Genomic DNA, 16,967 nt, shown 5'->3' with positions numbered 1-16,967 from the left:
ACGTTGGCTTTACTCGGTACGGTTGTGAACGGCATATGTATTCTTATTGGAGCACTGTTAGGGGCCATATTTCGGAATATTCCTGAACGCATAAAATCAACGGTAATGAGTGGGATTGGGCTTTCTGTCGTCGTTCTTGGTGTCAAAATGGGATTAGAAAGCAAGCAATTTTTAATTGTGATTATTAGTTTAGTTGTCGGTGGGGTATTAGGAGAAATATGGGACATTGAAGAAAAACTCGAAAGGCTAGGGAAATGGGTGGAGAAACGAGCAGGATATGGAGCAGAAGGAGCGATTTCTAAAGGATTTGTGAGCGCTACGCTCCTGTTTGTCGTCGGTTCGATGGCTATTGTCGGTGCGTTACATAGCGGGTTAAGAGGTGATCATCTCGTATTGTATACAAAGTCGATTTTGGACGGCTTTGCGAGCATCATCTTAACCGCTACGTTTGGCATCGGCGTTATTTTTTCCGCTATTCCTGTTGTCGTTTATCAAGGCTCCATCGCCTTAATGGCTACGCAAATCGATCGGTTCATTCCGCCAAGCGCCCTTGAGGCATTTATCGCTGAATCGACCGCGACAGGCGGAATTTTAATTGTTGCGATCGGATTGAACATGTTGAATCTTACATCTGTTCGTGTAGCGAACTTATTGCCAAGCATTTTAGTCAATGCCTTGATCGTTGCGTTTATGCATGTGTTATTCGAATAACTTATATTTCAGTTCGTTTGTCTGCAATGATGCAAGCCGCTGATGTTTCTTTAGTTGCATACCTGCTTCATAAATACCTGTGGCGATCGTTTCCGCCATACTCATGACTAAATGAAGTCTCGTGTTTTGTAATACGAAAAATTCCATAAATCCACTCACATTGACGATCCCAGTAATGTGAGCATCGCCGACAGAAGGGAGATTTTTATTGACAGCGGCACCTGGTTTGATTGGACCTTTTTCAATGGTGACCATTCCGATGTTTTTCACACGACCAAGACAAGCATCGACAGCAATGATGAAGGCGTGTTTATGTTGTTGTTGAATATCTTTTAGTCGATCTTCTAAATTAACGGCATGAATCGGATCTTTTAACGTTCCATATACGTGAAAAGGCAATATCCCTTTTTGCTCAAGCATCGTGCCGACAAGTGGTCCGAGCGAGTCACCCGTCGAACGATCCGTCCCGATGCAAAGGATGACAATTGGGATATGTGTAGAAGATGGAAGTAAATACAAAAGAGATGATGCGAGTTGAGATGTTGCATTTGGTTCGTCGTAAAAAAATTTGTTTTGCATACGTCCGTTCCCTCCTCCGGTTAAATAGCGTGGTAACAGTATACGGAAAAATGTGAATATATATACATTGGGCGATGTAGAAAGTTCGTGCGCTACAAATGTAAGCAAAATACTGTTACAATAACTTATGCGCGGGCAAAGAAGCTTGTATAGGTGATTTTGCTACAACGGAGGTGGTTAGATGGAACAAATGAAGAAAATATACGGTCGTGTTGTTGAACAAATAGTAGAAGGTGACTGGCTTGTGACGATTGGTGTTAGTTTGCTTAAAATCATCGTCATTTTTTTACTAGCCTCGATTTTGTTAAAGGTGATCAAATTGACGATTGCCAAATTTTTCGCCGTTCGTCAAAAGGCGCCGATTCGGTTATCGGAACGAAGAGAAGCAACGTTAATGCGACTGCTGAACAATATGGCGACGTATACCATTTACTTTATTACGTTTATGATGATTTTAGACGCTGTAGGCGTCGATATTCGTGCGATTTTAGCGGGAGCTGGAATCGTCGGATTAGCGGTTGGATTTGGGGCGCAAAACCTTGTTCGCGATATTATCACAGGTTTCTTCATCATTTTGGAAGACCAATTTGCTGTTGGAGATTACGTGCGAATTGGAACGTTTGAAGGAGTGGTTGAAGAAATTGGATTGCGTACAACGAAGATGAAAAGTATCACAGGTGAGGTGCACATTTTGCCTAACGGAACGATTACGGAAGTTACCAATTTTTCTTTGCATAATAGTGTGGCAATTATTGATGTAAGCATTGCTTATGAGTGTGATTTGGAAGAAGCGGAAGCTGTTATTCGCGAAGTGTTAGAGGAAATGCCGAGTAAATATGAAGACATTGTCAGTCCACCAGAGTTGTTAGGAGTACAAAATTTAGGACCGTCTGATGTAGTTATGCGCATTACGTGTGAAACAAAGCCGATGCGTCATTGGCACATCGCACGTGCGTTGCGAAAAGAGATTAAGCTTCGCTTGGACGAGCGTGGAATTGAAATCCCGTTTCCTCGCTTAGTTCTCTATAATCGCGAACAACAAGCGGAACGTGCTTAAACAACGGAAAGGAGTGTGCTATATTGAATAAGGAGTATGGCATGCATGATATCGTTGAAATGAAAAAGGAACATCCTTGCGGTACAAATCGCTGGAAAATTATCCGAATGGGCATGGATATTCGAATTAAGTGTGAAGGATGCGGCCATAGCGTATTGTTGCCGCGAAAAGAGTTTGAGAAAAAAATGAAAAAAGTGCTCGTAAAGCACGAGGAATAGACGAAGAGAGGAGCTTCATTATGGGGTTAACAGCAGGAATTGTTGGTCTTCCGAACGTCGGAAAATCAACGTTATTTAATGCAATCACAAAAGCGGGCGCTGAGTCTGCCAACTATCCGTTTTGTACGATCGAACCAAACGTTGGCATTGTTGAAGTGCCAGATGAGCGTCTAAAAACATTGACGGAATTATTTAATCCAAAACGTACGGTTCCAACTGTATTTGAGTTTACGGATATCGCAGGAATCGTGAAAGGCGCAAGTAAAGGCGAAGGATTAGGAAATAAGTTTTTATCGCACATCCGCCAAGTTGATGCCATTTGTCAAGTTGTGCGATGCTTTGCTGACGAAAATATTACGCATGTGGCGGGGAAAGTAGACCCGATTGCTGACATTGAAACAATTAACTTAGAACTTATTTTTGCTGATTTAGAGACGGTAGATAAGCGGATAGATCGCGTTGGGAAAATGGCAAAACAAAAAGATAAAGAAGCAGTATTTGAATATGACATTTTAAGTCGCTTGAAAGAAACATTCGAAGCAGGAAAACCAGCTAGAACGCTTTCATTTACGGAAGAAGAAATGAAAGTCGTGAAGCAACTGCATTTATTAACGATCAAACCGATGTTATACGTCGCTAACGTCGGAGAAGAAGATTTAGCGGACCCGAACAGCAATGAGTACGTGCAACAAGTAAAAGCATTTGCGAAAGAAGATAACGCGGAAGTCATCGTTGTATGTGCTAAAGTTGAGGCGGAGATGGCGGAGTTAGATGATGAAGAAAAAGAGTTATTTTTACAAGAACTTGGCATTGAACAATCAGGATTAGACCAACTTATTCGTGCATCATACAGCCTGCTCGGACTCGCTACGTACTTCACAGCAGGTGAACAAGAAGTGCGGGCATGGACGTTCCGAAAAGGAATGAAAGCACCTCAATGTGCTGGTATTATCCATTCTGATTTTGAACGAGGATTTATTCGTGCCGAAACGGTATCATATGACGATTTAGTTGCGGCGGGATCGATGGCAGCTGCACGTGAAGCAGGAAAAGTACGATTAGAAGGAAAAGATTATGAAGTGCAAGATGGCGATATTATTCATTTCCGTTTTAACGTCTAATCTTGCATATGGACGATGTTCATGATATAATCATCAAATGTGAGTAATGATATATTGCTCCTTGCTCTGTAGAGAGCCGTGTAGACCAAAAGGAGGTGACTGTGATGAGAAAGTACGAAATTATGTACATTATCCGTCCAAACATGGAAGAAGAAGCGAGAAAAGCAGTTGTTGAGCGTTTTAATAACGTGTTAACTGAAAATGGCGCAGAAATTACAAACGTAAAAGAATGGGGCAAGCGTCGTCTCGCTTATGAAATTGAAAAATTCCGTGACGGTTACTACATGATTTTAAATGTTGTTGCGAAGCCAGCAGCGGTTCAAGAGTTTGACCGTTTAGCGCGCATCAGCGAAGATATCATTCGTCATATCGTCGTGAAGGAAGAAGAATAATTTCCTCATGAATAGGAGTGGTTCTGATGATTAATCGCGTAATTCTCGTCGGAAGACTGACGAAAGATCCGGAATTACGCTATACTCCAAATGGAGTTGCTGTTGCCACGTTTACGCTAGCGGTGAATCGAACGTATACGAACCAACAAGGTGAACGTGAAACAGATTTTATTAACTGTATCGTTTGGCGCCGACAAGCTGAAAATGTGGCGAACTATTTGAAAAAAGGTAGTTTAGCTGGAGTAGAAGGTCGAATTCAAACGAGATCATATGAAAACCAAGAAGGAAAACGAGTGTACGTGACAGAGGTTGTCGCCGATAGCGTTCAGTTTTTAGAGCCGCGAGGTGGCGGTGAGCAACGTGGCATGGCATCAGGCAGCTATGGCGAGCCGTTTCCATTTGGATCAAATCAGAACCCGAACCAAGGACGTAACAGCGGATTTAGTCGAATTGATGATGATCCATTTGCGAACGATGGACAACCAATCGACATATCGGATGATGATTTGCCGTTTTAATATAATACTTGATCAACGAAAGGAGGATATACGATGGCAGGACGTAAAGGTGGACGCACAAAACGTCGTAAAGTTTGCTACTTTACAGCAAACGGAATTACGCACATCGACTACAAAGATGTGGACACATTAAAGAAATTCATTTCTGAGCGCGGTAAAATTTTACCTCGTCGCGTAACAGGTACGAGCGCGAAATATCAACGCAAATTAACAGTTGCGATCAAACGTGCTCGTCAAATGGCTTTATTACCATACGTTGCGGGCGAATAAAAAGAGAAAGCAGTAAGGGGGACGGAGCCTTACTGCTTTTTGTTTTCAAGGAGGGAAAAAGGTGAAAAACGCTCGTGTATTGACGGAAGGAGCTGTGCAACTCGCTATTTTTACGGTTCTCCTCTTGCTCAGTTTATACATGCCGGTGTTTGGAATGGTTACAACATTTTTTTTGGCAATTCCATTTCTTTTATTTACGATGCGCCATACATATAAAAACGGCTTGTTTTTACTTGCTGCATCATTTATTCCATCTATTTGGTTTGGTTCACTTTTATCTGTTCCGATGACATTTATGTTTGCAAGTAGCGGAGTTGCGATGGGACATGTGTGGCAAAGAAAAGGTGGAAAATATGTCGTTTTGCTCGTTGGGACGCTTTCTTTTTTAGTGAGCATGATCATCATTTATGCAAGTTCTGTTTTGTTTTTCGATATTCACATTGGCAAACAAATTGAAGAAATAATGCAACAATCATTTCAAAGTGCACAAATAGTGTTAGAAAAAATCGGACAACCAGCAAATGAGCAATTCGAAAAAACAATGAAACAAACGATGGACATTGTTATTGACTTATTGCCGACTGCGTTCGTTTTCGCGGCTGCATGTTTTGCTTGGATTACTCAACAAGCTGCCTTGCCCATTTTAAAACGATTAAATATGCCGATTGGTAACTGGCAGCCGTTTCGCGAGCTCGTTTTACCGAAAAGTTTGTTATGGTACTATTTAGCGGTTATGCTTTTGTTATTTTTCCCAATCGAGCATGGTTCATTTCTTTATATTGCGTTGCTTAATTTGTTTCAAATTTTACAGCTACTTATGACCATTCAAGGATTCTCGTTCATTTTTTATTGGATGCATCAAAAAAATATTGGGCGTAAAGGAGCTATTGCGATTGTTGTTCTATCGCTATTTTTCCCTTTTTTACTTCACCTCGTGCGAATATTAGGTATAATTGATTTAGGATTTGATTTACGAAAGAAGCTGAAAGATTAATGACGCAAGGAGCTGACGTTCATGTCGAGTTTATATGAAAAGCAGAGGCATCGCTATCCCTTGTATGTTTTAATCGGTATTACGTTTGTACTGCTTATCATTGTTACGTATTTTGAATGGATGATTGGGATAGTCGCTGCTGTGCTCCTTGGCCCTACGTTATTTCACGTATTTCGATCGTATAAAGTTGCTCAAGAGGAAATTGAAGATTACATTTCTACTCTCTCTTACCGGATAAAAAAAGTTGGGGAAGAAGCGTTAATGGGGATGCCGATTGGTATTATGCTCATTAACGATGAGTTAGAAATTGAATGGACGAACTCTTTTTTATCTTCTTGTTTCGGAGTGGATACGCTCGTTGGGCAATCATTATATGATGTTGCTGAACAACTTGTTCCGCTTATAAAAACAGAGGCAACAGAAGAAGTCGTTACATTTCACGATCGAACGTTTAAAGTAATCATTCGTCGAGAAGAACGATTACTTTACTTTTTTGATATTACCGAGCAAGCACAATTGGAGCAAAAATATGAGCAGGAAAAAATCGTATTAGGTGTCATTTTCCTTGATAATTACGATGATGTGACGCAAGGGATGGATGATCAAACGAAAAGCCAACTCAATAGTCAAGTGACATCCATCTTAAATAGGTGGGCGAGCGAATATGGTCTATTTTTGAAACGGACATCGTCGGATCGATTTGTTGCTGTGTTAAACGAACATATTTTACAGCAACTCGAAAAAAATAAATTTTCTATTTTAGATGAAGTGCGTGAGCAGACAGCGAAAAATCATGTGCCGTTAACACTAAGTATCGGAATAGGAACAAATTCCCCGTCTTTGCCAGAACTCGGTACGTTAGCACAGTCTAGTTTAGATTTAGCGCTTGGACGCGGCGGTGATCAAGTCGCGATTAAACAACCGAATGGAAAAGTAAAATTTTATGGTGGCAAAACGAATCCGATGGAGAAACGGACAAGGGTTAGAGCTCGCGTTATATCACATGCATTGAAGGAGCTCATTTTAGAAAGTGAGCAAGTGTTTATTATGGGACATAAGTATCCCGATATGGATGCCATCGGTTCGGCGATCGGCATTTTAAAAGTGGCTCAAATGAATCAAAAAGAAGCGTTCATTGTGATTGATACAAACCGTATTGACTCTGGGGTCCAACGTTTGCTAGAAGAAGTGAAAAAGCAGACAGAACTCTGGTCGCGTTTTATTTCTCCCGAGCAAGCATTAGAGTTGGCGACAGAAGATACGTTGCTTGTTGTCGTAGATACGCATAAACCTTCGCTCGTTATAGAAGAACGGTTGTTGTTACGATTAGATCGGGTTGTTGTGATTGACCATCATCGTCGTGGCGAAGAGTTCATTGAAGATCCGATTCTCGTATATATGGAGCCATATGCTTCGTCTACATCAGAGCTCGTAACAGAATTGTTACAATACCAACCAAAGCGTTCAAAATTATCTATGCTCGAGGCAACAGCTTTGCTAGCAGGCATCGTTGTCGATACGAAAAGTTTCACATTACGCACAGGATCAAGAACGTTTGATGCAGCTTCATATTTACGCGCACAAGGGGCGGATACGACACTTGTCCAAAAACTGTTAAAAGAAAATATTGAGCATTACATTAAGCGTGCTAAAATAATTGAGAACGCTATCATTGATGAGTACGGGTTTGCGATTGCAAAGGGAAGCGCCAATGAAACATATGATCCGGTTTTAATTGCTCAAGCAGCGGATACGCTATTATCTCTAAATGGTGTTGTCGCTTCGTTTGTTATTTCGAAGCGAAGCGATCAAATGATCGGGATTAGTGCCCGTTCGTTAGGAGATGTGAATGTGCAGTTAATTATGGAAAAACTTGATGGTGGTGGTCATCTCACGAATGCGGCCACTCAGCTTGCCAATATTACAATCGATGAAGCAGAAAAGCGATTGAAGGAAGCCATTCGAGAATATATTGCAGGAGGTAGGGACACATGAAAGTGATCTTTTTAAAAGATGTGAAAGGAAAAGGGAAAAAAGGGGAAGTAAAAAACGTTGCTGATGGTTATGCGCAAAACTTTTTATTTAAACAAGGGTTAGCAATCGAGGCAACACCAGCCAATTTAAAAGCATTAGAAGCCCAAAAAAATAAACAAAAGAAAGAAGCGGAAGAAGAATTAGCTCGCGCAAAAAAATTGAAAGAAAAAATTGATACGTTAACTGTTGAATTATTTGCGAAAGCTGGTGAAGGTGGTCGTCTATTCGGTTCAATTACGAGCAAGCAAATTGCGGAGGCGCTTCAGCAACAACATGATATTAAAATTGATAAACGAAAAATTGAATTAGATGACGCCATTCGAGCGCTTGGCTATACAAATGTACCAATTAAACTTCATCCAGAAGTAACTGCTACATTAAAAGTACATGTACAAGAGCAAAAGTAATGAAATGTGATTTTATGCCGGATTTTTTCCGTGCATATAATCACATTTTTCTTATGAGAAAGGACGGTGAGCGTACATGACAGACATATTTGCTGATCGACTCCCCCCACAAAATATCGAAGCTGAACAAGCTGTGCTCGGAGCGATTTTACTAGAGCCATCCGCGCTCACAACCGCTTCAGAAATATTAATTCCCGAAGATTTTTATCGAGCGGCACATCAAAAAATTTTCCGAACGATGTTACAACTATCTGATCGTGGCGAGCCTGTTGATTTAGTGACGGTTACATCGGAACTAGCAGATGCAAATGCGCTTGAAGAAGTAGGAGGCGTGTCATATTTAACAGAGCTTGCCAATGCCGTTCCAACAGCGGCGAATGTGCACTATTATGCGAAAATTGTAGAGGAAAAATCTATTTTGCGCCGTTTAATTCGCACGGCTACATCGATTGCTCAAGACGGTTATACACGCGAAGATGAAGTAGACGATGTGTTAAATGAAGCGGAGCGAAAAATTTTAGAAGTATCGCAACGAAAAAATACGACGGGATTTCAAAATATAAAAGATGTGCTTGTTCAAGCGTATGACAACATCGAAATGCTTCATAACCGAAAAGGTGAGATCACGGGAATTCCAACAGGTTTTATTGAACTTGATCGAATGACAGCAGGATTTCAACGAAGCGATTTTATTATTGTTGCTGCTCGTCCGTCTGTCGGGAAAACAGCGTTTGCATTAAATATTGCCCAAAATGTGGCGACACGTACAGGTGAGAACGTGGCAATTTTTAGCTTAGAGATGGGGGCACAGCAACTCGTCATGCGTATGCTTTGTGCAGAAGGAAATATTAACGCTCAAAACTTGCGAACCGGCAAACTGACGCCAGAAGATTGGGGAAAGTTAACGATGGCGATGGGTAGTCTATCAAATGCTGGTATTTTTATTGACGATACGCCGAACATTCGTGTTAGTGAAATTCGTGCCAAATGCCGTCGCTTAAAACAAGAACAAGGACTTGGTATGATATTGATCGACTACTTGCAGCTCATTCAAGGAAGTGGACGCAATCGTGAAAATCGTCAACAAGAAGTATCGGAAATTTCCCGTTCATTAAAAGCGTTAGCTCGTGAGTTAGATGTCCCTGTCATCGCTTTATCTCAGCTTTCTCGTAGCGTGGAGCAACGTCAAGATAAACGACCGATGATGTCTGACTTGCGGGAATCGGGAAGTATTGAACAAGACGCGGATATTGTTGCTTTTTTATATCGTGATGATTATTACGACAAAGAATCAGAAAACAAAAACATTATTGAAATTATCATTGCAAAACAACGGAACGGTCCTGTTGGTACAGTACAACTTGCTTTTGTAAAAGAGTACAACAAGTTTGTCAACTTAGAGCGCCGCTTCGATGATACGAACGTTCCACCGGGAGCGTAATGTATACGAATAAAAATAACAAACAAACATATAAATGTTCGGTTTTTTATTGATTTTTCATAGTTGATTTGGTACACTTACTATGTTTGGAATTGATGAAGCGGAGGTGCTCGCTATGTCTTCAGTTGTTGTTGGAACACAATGGGGCGATGAGGGAAAAGGAAAAATTACAGATTTTTTATCACAACATGCAGAAGTCATTGCACGATATCAAGGTGGAAATAACGCCGGACATACGATTGTATTTAACGGCGAAAAGTATAAATTACATTTAATCCCTTCTGGCATTTTTTATAAAGATAAAATTTGCGTCATTGGAAATGGAATGGTTGTCGATCCGAAAGCGCTCGTGCAAGAATTAGCGTATTTGCATGAGCGTGGTGTAAGCACAGACAATTTACGCATTAGCAACCGTGCGCACGTCATTTTGCCTTATCACTTAAAGCTAGATGAAGTAGAAGAAGAAAGAAAAGGGGCTAATAAAATTGGGACGACGAAAAAAGGCATTGGCCCTGCTTATATGGACAAAGCCGCGCGTGTCGGCATTCGCATTGCAGATTTGCTTGATCGCGAAGTGTTTGAAGAAAAGTTAGCTCGTAACTTAGCTGAGAAAAATGTGCTTTTTGAAAAAGTGTACGGTGTAGAAGGGTTTCAGTTAGAACACATTCTTGATGAATATTACGAATACGGACAGCAAATTGCCAAATATGTTTGTGACACATCTGTCGTATTAAACGATGCACTTGATGAAGGACGCCGTGTTTTATTTGAAGGTGCTCAAGGCGTTATGTTAGATATCGACCAAGGTACGTACCCATTTGTTACGTCGTCAAATCCTGTTGCTGGTGGGGTTACCATTGGGGCTGGTGTTGGCCCGACAAAAATTAAACATGTTGTAGGGGTAGCGAAAGCATATACAACACGTGTTGGTGACGGTCCGTTTCCAACAGAGTTAAACAACGAAATTGGTGATCGTATTCGTGAAGTAGGTCGTGAATACGGAACGACAACCGGGCGTCCACGCCGTGTCGGTTGGTTTGATAGCGTCGTTGTTCGTCATGCGCGTCGTGTTAGTGGAATTACAGACTTATCATTAAACTCGATCGACGTGTTAACAGGTATTGAAACGTTGAAAATTTGTGTTGCTTATCGTTACAAAGGACAAATCATAGAGGAGTTTCCGGCGAGTTTGAAAGTATTAGCGGAATGTGAGCCGGTATATGAAGAATTGCCGGGATGGACGGAAGATATTACGGGTGTAAAAAGTTTAGACGAGCTTCCAGCTAATGCACGTCGTTATGTTGAGCGCATTTCGCAATTAACGGGTATTCCGCTTTCGATTTTCTCGGTCGGACCAGACCGCTCTCAAACGAATGTTGTCCGCAACGTATATGCATAAGGAAAAACGTCGATGACTCGTTCGTCGGCGTTTTTTTAAAAAAACTATTGTCTTATTACTAATTATATAATAGAATAATAGATGTCTGTTGAAATACGGTTCCGTGGTGTAGGGGTTAACATGCCTGCCTGTCACGCAGGAGATCGCGGGTTCGAATCCCGTCGGAACCGCCATTTTTATTGAAATAGCAATGCGATAAAAATTGGGAAGTTAGTTATACATATGGCTCGGTAGCTCAGTCGGTAGAGCAAAGGACTGAAAATCCTTGTGTCGGCGGTTCGATTCCGTCCCGAGCCACTTGCAAGCATAGATACGTATATGTGTCTATGCTTTTTTGTTTTATAATGGTGACATGGTACACTATATGTAAATATGCCTTTGGGGGAGTGAACGTACATGGAAAAAAAAATTTTAGTTGTCGACGATGAAAAGCCTATTGCTGATATTTTGCAATTTAATTTAAGAAAAGAAGGGTACGACGTACATTGTGCATATGACGGTGTAGAAGCGCTGCAAAAAGTAGAAGACATTCAACCAGATTTAATTTTATTAGATATTATGCTACCTCAAAAAGATGGCATGGAAGTATGTCGTGAAATTCGTAAAAAATACGATATGCCTATTATTATGCTAACAGCAAAGGACTCTGAAATAGATAAAGTGCTTGGGCTAGAACTTGGCGCAGACGATTACGTGACGAAACCATTTAGCACACGCGAGCTGTTAGCGCGCGTCAAAGCGAATTTACGTCGCCACCAACAAAGACAAGAACAAGATGTAAAAGAAATGAGCGAAATAAAAATTGGTCCGCTCACGATTCACCCAGATGCTTACACGGTATCGAAACGAGGAGAACAAATTGAGTTAACCCATCGAGAATTTGAACTACTTCACTATTTAGCAAAGCATATCGGACAAGTGATGACGCGCGAACATTTACTGCAAACGGTATGGGGATATGACTATTTTGGCGATGTGCGTACCGTGGATGTCACCGTTCGACGTTTGCGTGAAAAAATCGAAGATAACCCTTCGCACCCGACATGGATTGTAACAAGACGAGGGGTCGGGTATTACTTACGAAATCCGGAACAGGAGTAACCGCATGAGAAAAGTGAGCATATTTCAATCGATTCATGTGAAATTTGCCTTGATTTACATTTTACTTATTTTAATTGCGATGCAAATTATTGGGGCTTATTTTGTACGTCAGTTGGAAGCGCAGCTTGTTGAAAACTTTAAAAATTCATTAAACGAGCGCGTTATTTTACTTGCTTATAACATTGAACAAGAAATGAATAAAGAGCGCGATAAAAAAAGTCCAACGATCGAAGAAGAAATTCGTTCTATTTTACAAGACTTCGTTTCACAAGATATTTCCGAAGTGCGCGTCATTGATCATAAAAGTAAAGTGTTAGGGACATCAAACCCATATAATCAAAATATTGTCGGAAAGCGCACGACGGACTTATTAATTAAACGAACGTTAGTGGCCGGTGAAATGACAGAAAAAATGCTCGTTGACCCGAAAACAGGTCATCGCATGTATATTTCTTCTACGCCTATTAAAGTGAAAAATGAAATGAAGGGAGCGATTTATGTCATCGCTTCGATGGAGAACGTTTTTGCGCAAATGAGGCAAATTAATAACATTTTAGCGACAGGAACGGGCATTGCTTTAGTCATTACGGCGTTATTAGGCATTTTATTAGCACAGACAATTACACGACCAATTTCAGATATGCGTAAACAAGCATTGGCAATGGCAAAAGGTAATTTTTCTCGAAAAGTAAAAGTGTATGGATACGATGAAATTGGACAACTCGCGCTTAGCTTTAACAACTTAACGAAAAAATTGCAAGAAGCGCAAGCGACGACAGAAGGAGAGCGACGTAAATTAGAATCGGTATTAACGCATATGACAGATGGGGTTATTGCAACAGACCGAAAAGGACGAATCATTTTAATTAACGATGCCGCCCTCAACATTTTAAATGTTTCACGTGAAACAGTGCTTTCAGCACCGATTGTGACGGTATTAGGATTAGATGAACAATATACGTTCGAAACGTTAATTGAAGAACGTGAAACGTTAATTTTAGACTTTAGTACGGACGACGAAATGTATATTTTGCGCGCTTCTTTATCTGTCATTCAAAAAGAAAAAGGGCTTGTGAATGGCTTAATTGTCGTACTGCATGACATTACAGAGCATGAAAAAATTGACCGTGATCGTCGCGAGTTTGTAGCCAATGTGTCCCATGAATTGCGAACGCCGTTAACAACGATGCGCAGTTATTTAGAGGCACTGGCGGACGGAGCGTGGCGAGATGAAGAAATTGCTCCGAGATTTATTGAAGTGACACAAAACGAAACAGAACGAATGATTCGTCTCGTTAATGATTTGTTACAGCTTTCTAGGCTCGACAGTAAAGACTATAAATTGAAAAAAACACGTGTACATTTCATTCCATATTTCCATAAAGTCATTAATCGATTTGAATTAACAAAAAAAGAAAACGTTTCGTTTGTTCGAGACTTTCCAAATGAGAAAATGATTGTGTATATGGATGAAGATAAAATTACCCAAGTGCTCGACAATATTATTTCTAACGCGTTGAAGTATTCTCCGCAAGGAGGAACAATTACGTTTCGGGTGAAGAAAAAAGGCGAATATATTGAAGTGAGTGTAAAAGATGAAGGTGTCGGTATTCCGAAATCCGATTTATCGAAAATTTTTGAGCGTTTTTATCGTGTCGACAAGGCACGTTCGCGTAAGCTCGGCGGAACAGGATTAGGTCTTGCGATTGCAAAAGAGGTTGTCGTTGCACATGGTGGGCGTATTTGGGCAGAAAGTCAAGAAAGAAAAGGGACAACCATTTACTTTACTTTGCCGATTGAACAACAGAAAAAAGGATGAAAACGATGAAATACGAAACGATCAAGTCAATTGTATTGACGATTCTTGTATGTACGAGCGTTTTTTTAACGTGGAGTTTATGGACGTATCAACCGAAATATGATTTCATCGAAAACGCAAAATACATTCAAAATGTTCCTGTCAGTAATGTCGCCGTTGATTATGGCACAGTCATTCAGCCTCGTTATATTTTCATTCATAAAAATGAACAACATTATGGGATAACACATCATTCGGACATTTATAAATTTATGAAAGAGATGAAAAATTGGACATTCGATCATTTCGAAAACATATCAAGCACGATAAAGAAAGAACAATTTCTTTCCTTTATCCGTGGAAAAGGAAAAATTGAAATTATTTATCCCGATGACATACCGATTGAAATGTATCGAACTATGTTTCAGTTTGAAGATCAAGATGTCGAAAAAGTTCAGTTCGATCGCATCATCATTCCGATGAATGAAAACGAAGGAGAGGTGACTGTCTATTTCGTATCTGTCAATGAAAAGCGTATATATAAAGCGGTTGTTCAAGATGCAGCAATCGAAAATGTGAAACAAACATATTATGCGCGGGCAGAACGTTATACCCCGTTTTTATCTTATGACATTAGCGAAACAAAATCGTTGTTTTTACCAGCGCGTCCGCTCGTATTAAACCGATTGCAATATTATATGGATGAGTTAAGTACAGATCGTTTTAAAGATGCATTATTTACAGACCCAAGTTTTGTGAAAAAAGATGTACTCAATTTTGGCGAGGAATACACAGATGGATCACGCTTAATGGACGTTGATTTATCTAAAAAATTACTGTTGTACGTCAATCCAGCAGCTCGTGGTGAAACACAAACGTTTGACCCAACTATTTTGCAAAAAAGTATTGATTTTGTGAACGATCATGGCGGTTGGACAGACACGTATTATTTTGATCGCTTAGACGAAAACGGGAGAAAAGTAACTTTTCGTTTGTTCGCCAATGGCTACCCTGTATTTAATCGTTACGGAATGGCGGAAATTGTGCAAATATGGGGGGAAAACGAGATTATAAATTACCAACGTCCGTTATTCACATTAGCGATTCCCGACCGCGTGAGTTTGCCAATTACACTTTCGTCTGGATATGAAGTCATCGATCAGTTGAAAAAACAAAAAAATATTCAACATGAATTTATTGACGACATTTCAATTGGCTACGAACTTGTTCGCGATTCAGAGCGAGAAAATATCGTCGTTTTAGAACCATCTTGGTATTGTTTGTATAACGGAACGTGGCGGAAAATTGTGATGACGACAGATGAACGAAGAGGGGATATCATTGGATTGGAGTAAAACGAAAACCATTTTTATTATTACATTCCTCATTCTTGATATATTTTTAGGTTATCAATTTATCCAGAAAAAAAATAGTAGCCAGCTTGATGTCATTTTAGAAGCGACAATCGAGGAACAGCTCGAAGCGGATGGCATTACATATGTCGATTTACCAAAAGAGATCACAAAATCGACATATGTGAGTGGGAAAAGTAAAACATTCACAGAAGATGAAGTGAAAAAATTAACGAACCAACAAGTCGAAGCTGCAAATGAAACGGTGTTACAAGCCCACTTTATTCAGCCTATTCCGCTACAAGATCCAAAGGATGGTTATCGCTTAACAGAGTTTTTAAAACAAAATATCATTGCGGGTGATCAATATACGTTTTGGAAGTATGATGAACATTTACAAGCGCTCATTTATTTTCAGCAATATGACGGAAAAACAATTTATAAAAATGTGAGCAGTATGTTACTTATTTATGTGAATGATCAAAATGAAATGGTCGGCTATGAACAAACGTTGCTCGTTGATTTAGAAAAAAACGAAAAAAAGCAAGAAATTTTACCAGCGATTAAAGCGTTAGAAACGTTGTATAAACGAAATTACTTAAAGCCGGGTGATCGCGTAACGAAAATTGATCTCGGCTATTATGCGCTTGTTCAGTTTACAGCTTCCCAGGTGTTAACGCCAACATGGCACGTTGTTGTGAATGGAAAAACAGACTATTATGTCAACGCATTTGAAGGACAAGTCATTAGCGATGAAAATAAAGTGTTGGAGTGAATTAGATGAAGTTTAGTGTTTTAGCAAGCGGCAGCACAGGCAACGCTTTTTACGTAGAAACGAAACAAGAACGATTGCTTGTTGATGCTGGATTAAGCGGGAAACAATTAGAAAAACTATTTGCTGATATTGATCGTCATATTGAAGATATAACCGGTGTTTTAGTAACACATGAACATAGTGACCATATTAAAGGATTAGGTGTGATCGCCCGTAAGTATTGCCTTCCGATTTATGCGAATGAAAAAACGTGGAGAGCGATGGAAGGTCTTATTGGTGATATCCCATCTGAACAAAAATTTATTTTTCCGACAGGTTCTGTTCGTACGTTTGGAGATTTGGATGTGGAATCGTTCGGTGTGTCTCACGATGCTGCAGAGCCGATGTTTTATGTGTTTCATTATGAAGGAAAAAAGTTAGCTCTCATTACAGATACAGGGTATGTGAGTGAACGCATGAAAGGTGTCATTCGGCATGCCGATGTATTTGTATTTGAAAGTAACCATGATGTAGAAATGTTACGTATGGGAAAATATCCTTGGAACATTAAACGGCGTATTTTAAGCGATGTTGGACATGTATCGAATGAAGACGCAGGTCTCGCTCTAGCAGATGTCATTGGTGACAAAACAAAGCGCATTTATTTAGCGCATTTAAGCCAAGATAACAATATGAAAGAATTAGCACGCATGACGGTCGCTCAGACGCTTGAAAGAAAAGGGATCATTGTAGGGGAATCTTTTCAACTGTACGATACAGATCCGGCTCGTCCGACCGCACTTATTCCCGTATAAATTTCA

At 40.1% G+C, this 16,967-nt stretch carries 18 protein-coding genes and 2 tRNA genes; 19 read left to right on the top strand and 1 reads right to left on the bottom strand.

Features of this window, described 5'->3' with window-relative positions; genetic code table 11:
• Window positions 1–3: 3 nt before the first annotated feature.
• A complete protein-coding gene (locus LD028_RS10845) occupies window positions 4–711 on the top strand; it encodes a DUF554 domain-containing protein (RefSeq protein WP_077429090.1) in 708 nt (235 codons plus the stop codon).
• Here LD028_RS10845 and yyaC read toward each other — a convergent pair.
• Entirely contained in the window at window positions 700–1,290 is a 591-nt protein-coding gene (gene yyaC / locus LD028_RS10840) for a spore protease YyaC (protein ID WP_237811824.1), read from the bottom strand. The genes LD028_RS10845 and yyaC overlap by 12 nt on opposite strands.
• 181 nt (window positions 1,291–1,471) lie before the next feature.
• Between yyaC and LD028_RS10835 the strand changes: the two genes are divergently transcribed.
• The 18 genes from LD028_RS10835 (at window position 1,472) to LD028_RS10750 (ending at window position 16,961) form a co-directional block, all read left to right on the top strand.
• Window positions 1,472–2,347 carry a mechanosensitive ion channel family protein gene (locus tag LD028_RS10835; RefSeq protein ID WP_237811823.1) on the top strand — a complete coding sequence of 292 codons (876 nt, stop codon included), beginning with the start codon at window positions 1,472–1,474 and terminating at the stop codon, window positions 2,345–2,347.
• Window positions 2,348–2,388: 41 nt separating this feature from the next.
• Window positions 2,389–2,565, top strand: coding sequence for a DUF951 domain-containing protein (locus LD028_RS10830; RefSeq protein WP_006321132.1), 177 nt, complete (start codon window positions 2,389–2,391; stop codon window positions 2,563–2,565).
• Window positions 2,566–2,585: 20 nt separating this feature from the next.
• Window positions 2,586–3,686 carry a redox-regulated ATPase YchF gene (gene ychF, locus LD028_RS10825; RefSeq protein WP_004893236.1) on the top strand — a complete coding sequence of 367 codons (1,101 nt, stop codon included), beginning with the start codon at window positions 2,586–2,588 and terminating at the stop codon, window positions 3,684–3,686.
• Between the two features lie 104 nt (window positions 3,687–3,790).
• Window positions 3,791–4,078: a 30S ribosomal protein S6 gene (rpsF, locus tag LD028_RS10820; protein ID WP_009361077.1), complete on the top strand. Its 288-nt coding sequence runs from the start codon at window positions 3,791–3,793 to the stop codon at window positions 4,076–4,078.
• 26 nt (window positions 4,079–4,104) lie between these two features.
• The gene (gene ssb / locus LD028_RS10815; RefSeq protein WP_171700453.1) at window positions 4,105–4,596 is read left to right on the top strand and encodes a single-stranded DNA-binding protein; all 492 of its coding nucleotides are present in this window, start codon (window positions 4,105–4,107) and stop codon (window positions 4,594–4,596) included.
• Window positions 4,597–4,629: 33 nt separating this feature from the next.
• Window positions 4,630–4,866: a 30S ribosomal protein S18 gene (rpsR, locus tag LD028_RS10810; protein WP_077429095.1), complete on the top strand. Its 237-nt coding sequence runs from the start codon at window positions 4,630–4,632 to the stop codon at window positions 4,864–4,866.
• Between the two features lie 61 nt (window positions 4,867–4,927).
• Complete coding sequence (locus LD028_RS10805; RefSeq protein WP_237811822.1) at window positions 4,928–5,860, top strand: YybS family protein; 933 nt, start codon at window positions 4,928–4,930, stop codon at window positions 5,858–5,860.
• A gap of 21 nt (window positions 5,861–5,881) precedes the next feature.
• A complete protein-coding gene (locus tag LD028_RS10800) occupies window positions 5,882–7,855 on the top strand; it encodes a DHH family phosphoesterase (protein WP_237811821.1) in 1,974 nt (657 codons plus the stop codon).
• Window positions 7,852–8,301 (top strand): 50S ribosomal protein L9, encoded by a 450-nt coding sequence (gene rplI / locus LD028_RS10795; protein WP_006321121.1) that lies wholly within the window; start codon window positions 7,852–7,854, stop codon window positions 8,299–8,301. Before LD028_RS10800 ends, rplI begins: the two co-directional genes overlap by 4 nt.
• Before the next feature lie 76 nt (window positions 8,302–8,377).
• Window positions 8,378–9,742 carry a replicative DNA helicase gene (gene dnaB, locus LD028_RS10790; protein ID WP_006321119.1) on the top strand — a complete coding sequence of 455 codons (1,365 nt, stop codon included), beginning with the start codon at window positions 8,378–8,380 and terminating at the stop codon, window positions 9,740–9,742.
• 115 nt (window positions 9,743–9,857) lie between these two features.
• Window positions 9,858–11,141, top strand: a complete 1,284-nt coding sequence (locus LD028_RS10785; RefSeq protein ID WP_237811820.1) for an adenylosuccinate synthase — start codon at window positions 9,858–9,860, stop codon at window positions 11,139–11,141.
• 97 nt (window positions 11,142–11,238) lie between these two features.
• Window positions 11,239–11,314: transfer RNA gene (locus tag LD028_RS10780), tRNA-Asp, on the top strand.
• Window positions 11,315–11,365: 51 nt separating this feature from the next.
• Window positions 11,366–11,438, top strand: a tRNA-Phe gene (locus tag LD028_RS10775).
• Window positions 11,439–11,537: 99 nt separating this feature from the next.
• On the top strand, window positions 11,538–12,242 hold the full coding sequence (gene yycF / locus LD028_RS10770; RefSeq protein WP_077429098.1) for a response regulator YycF: 705 nt from the start codon (window positions 11,538–11,540) through the stop codon (window positions 12,240–12,242).
• 4 nt (window positions 12,243–12,246) lie between these two features.
• Window positions 12,247–14,061: a cell wall metabolism sensor histidine kinase WalK gene (gene walK / locus LD028_RS10765; RefSeq protein ID WP_237811819.1), complete on the top strand. Its 1,815-nt coding sequence runs from the start codon at window positions 12,247–12,249 to the stop codon at window positions 14,059–14,061.
• Window positions 14,062–14,066: 5 nt separating this feature from the next.
• The gene (locus LD028_RS10760) at window positions 14,067–15,395 is read left to right on the top strand and encodes a YycH family regulatory protein (RefSeq protein WP_237811818.1); all 1,329 of its coding nucleotides are present in this window, start codon (window positions 14,067–14,069) and stop codon (window positions 15,393–15,395) included.
• Window positions 15,382–16,167 (top strand): two-component system regulatory protein YycI, encoded by a 786-nt coding sequence (locus tag LD028_RS10755; protein ID WP_006321104.1) that lies wholly within the window; start codon window positions 15,382–15,384, stop codon window positions 16,165–16,167. Before LD028_RS10760 ends, LD028_RS10755 begins: the two co-directional genes overlap by 14 nt.
• Window positions 16,168–16,172: 5 nt before the next feature.
• The gene (locus tag LD028_RS10750; RefSeq protein ID WP_237811817.1) at window positions 16,173–16,961 is read left to right on the top strand and encodes an MBL fold metallo-hydrolase; all 789 of its coding nucleotides are present in this window, start codon (window positions 16,173–16,175) and stop codon (window positions 16,959–16,961) included.
• Window positions 16,962–16,967: the final 6 nt, after the last annotated feature.

The sequence above is a fragment of the Anoxybacillus sp. LAT27 genome (assembly GCF_022030075.1).
Classification (GTDB): domain Bacteria; phylum Bacillota; class Bacilli; order Bacillales; family Anoxybacillaceae; genus Anoxybacillus; species Anoxybacillus kestanbolensis.
Note: the sequence above shows the minus strand (reverse complement) of the source record. Positions and strands in the feature narration are given on the sequence as shown.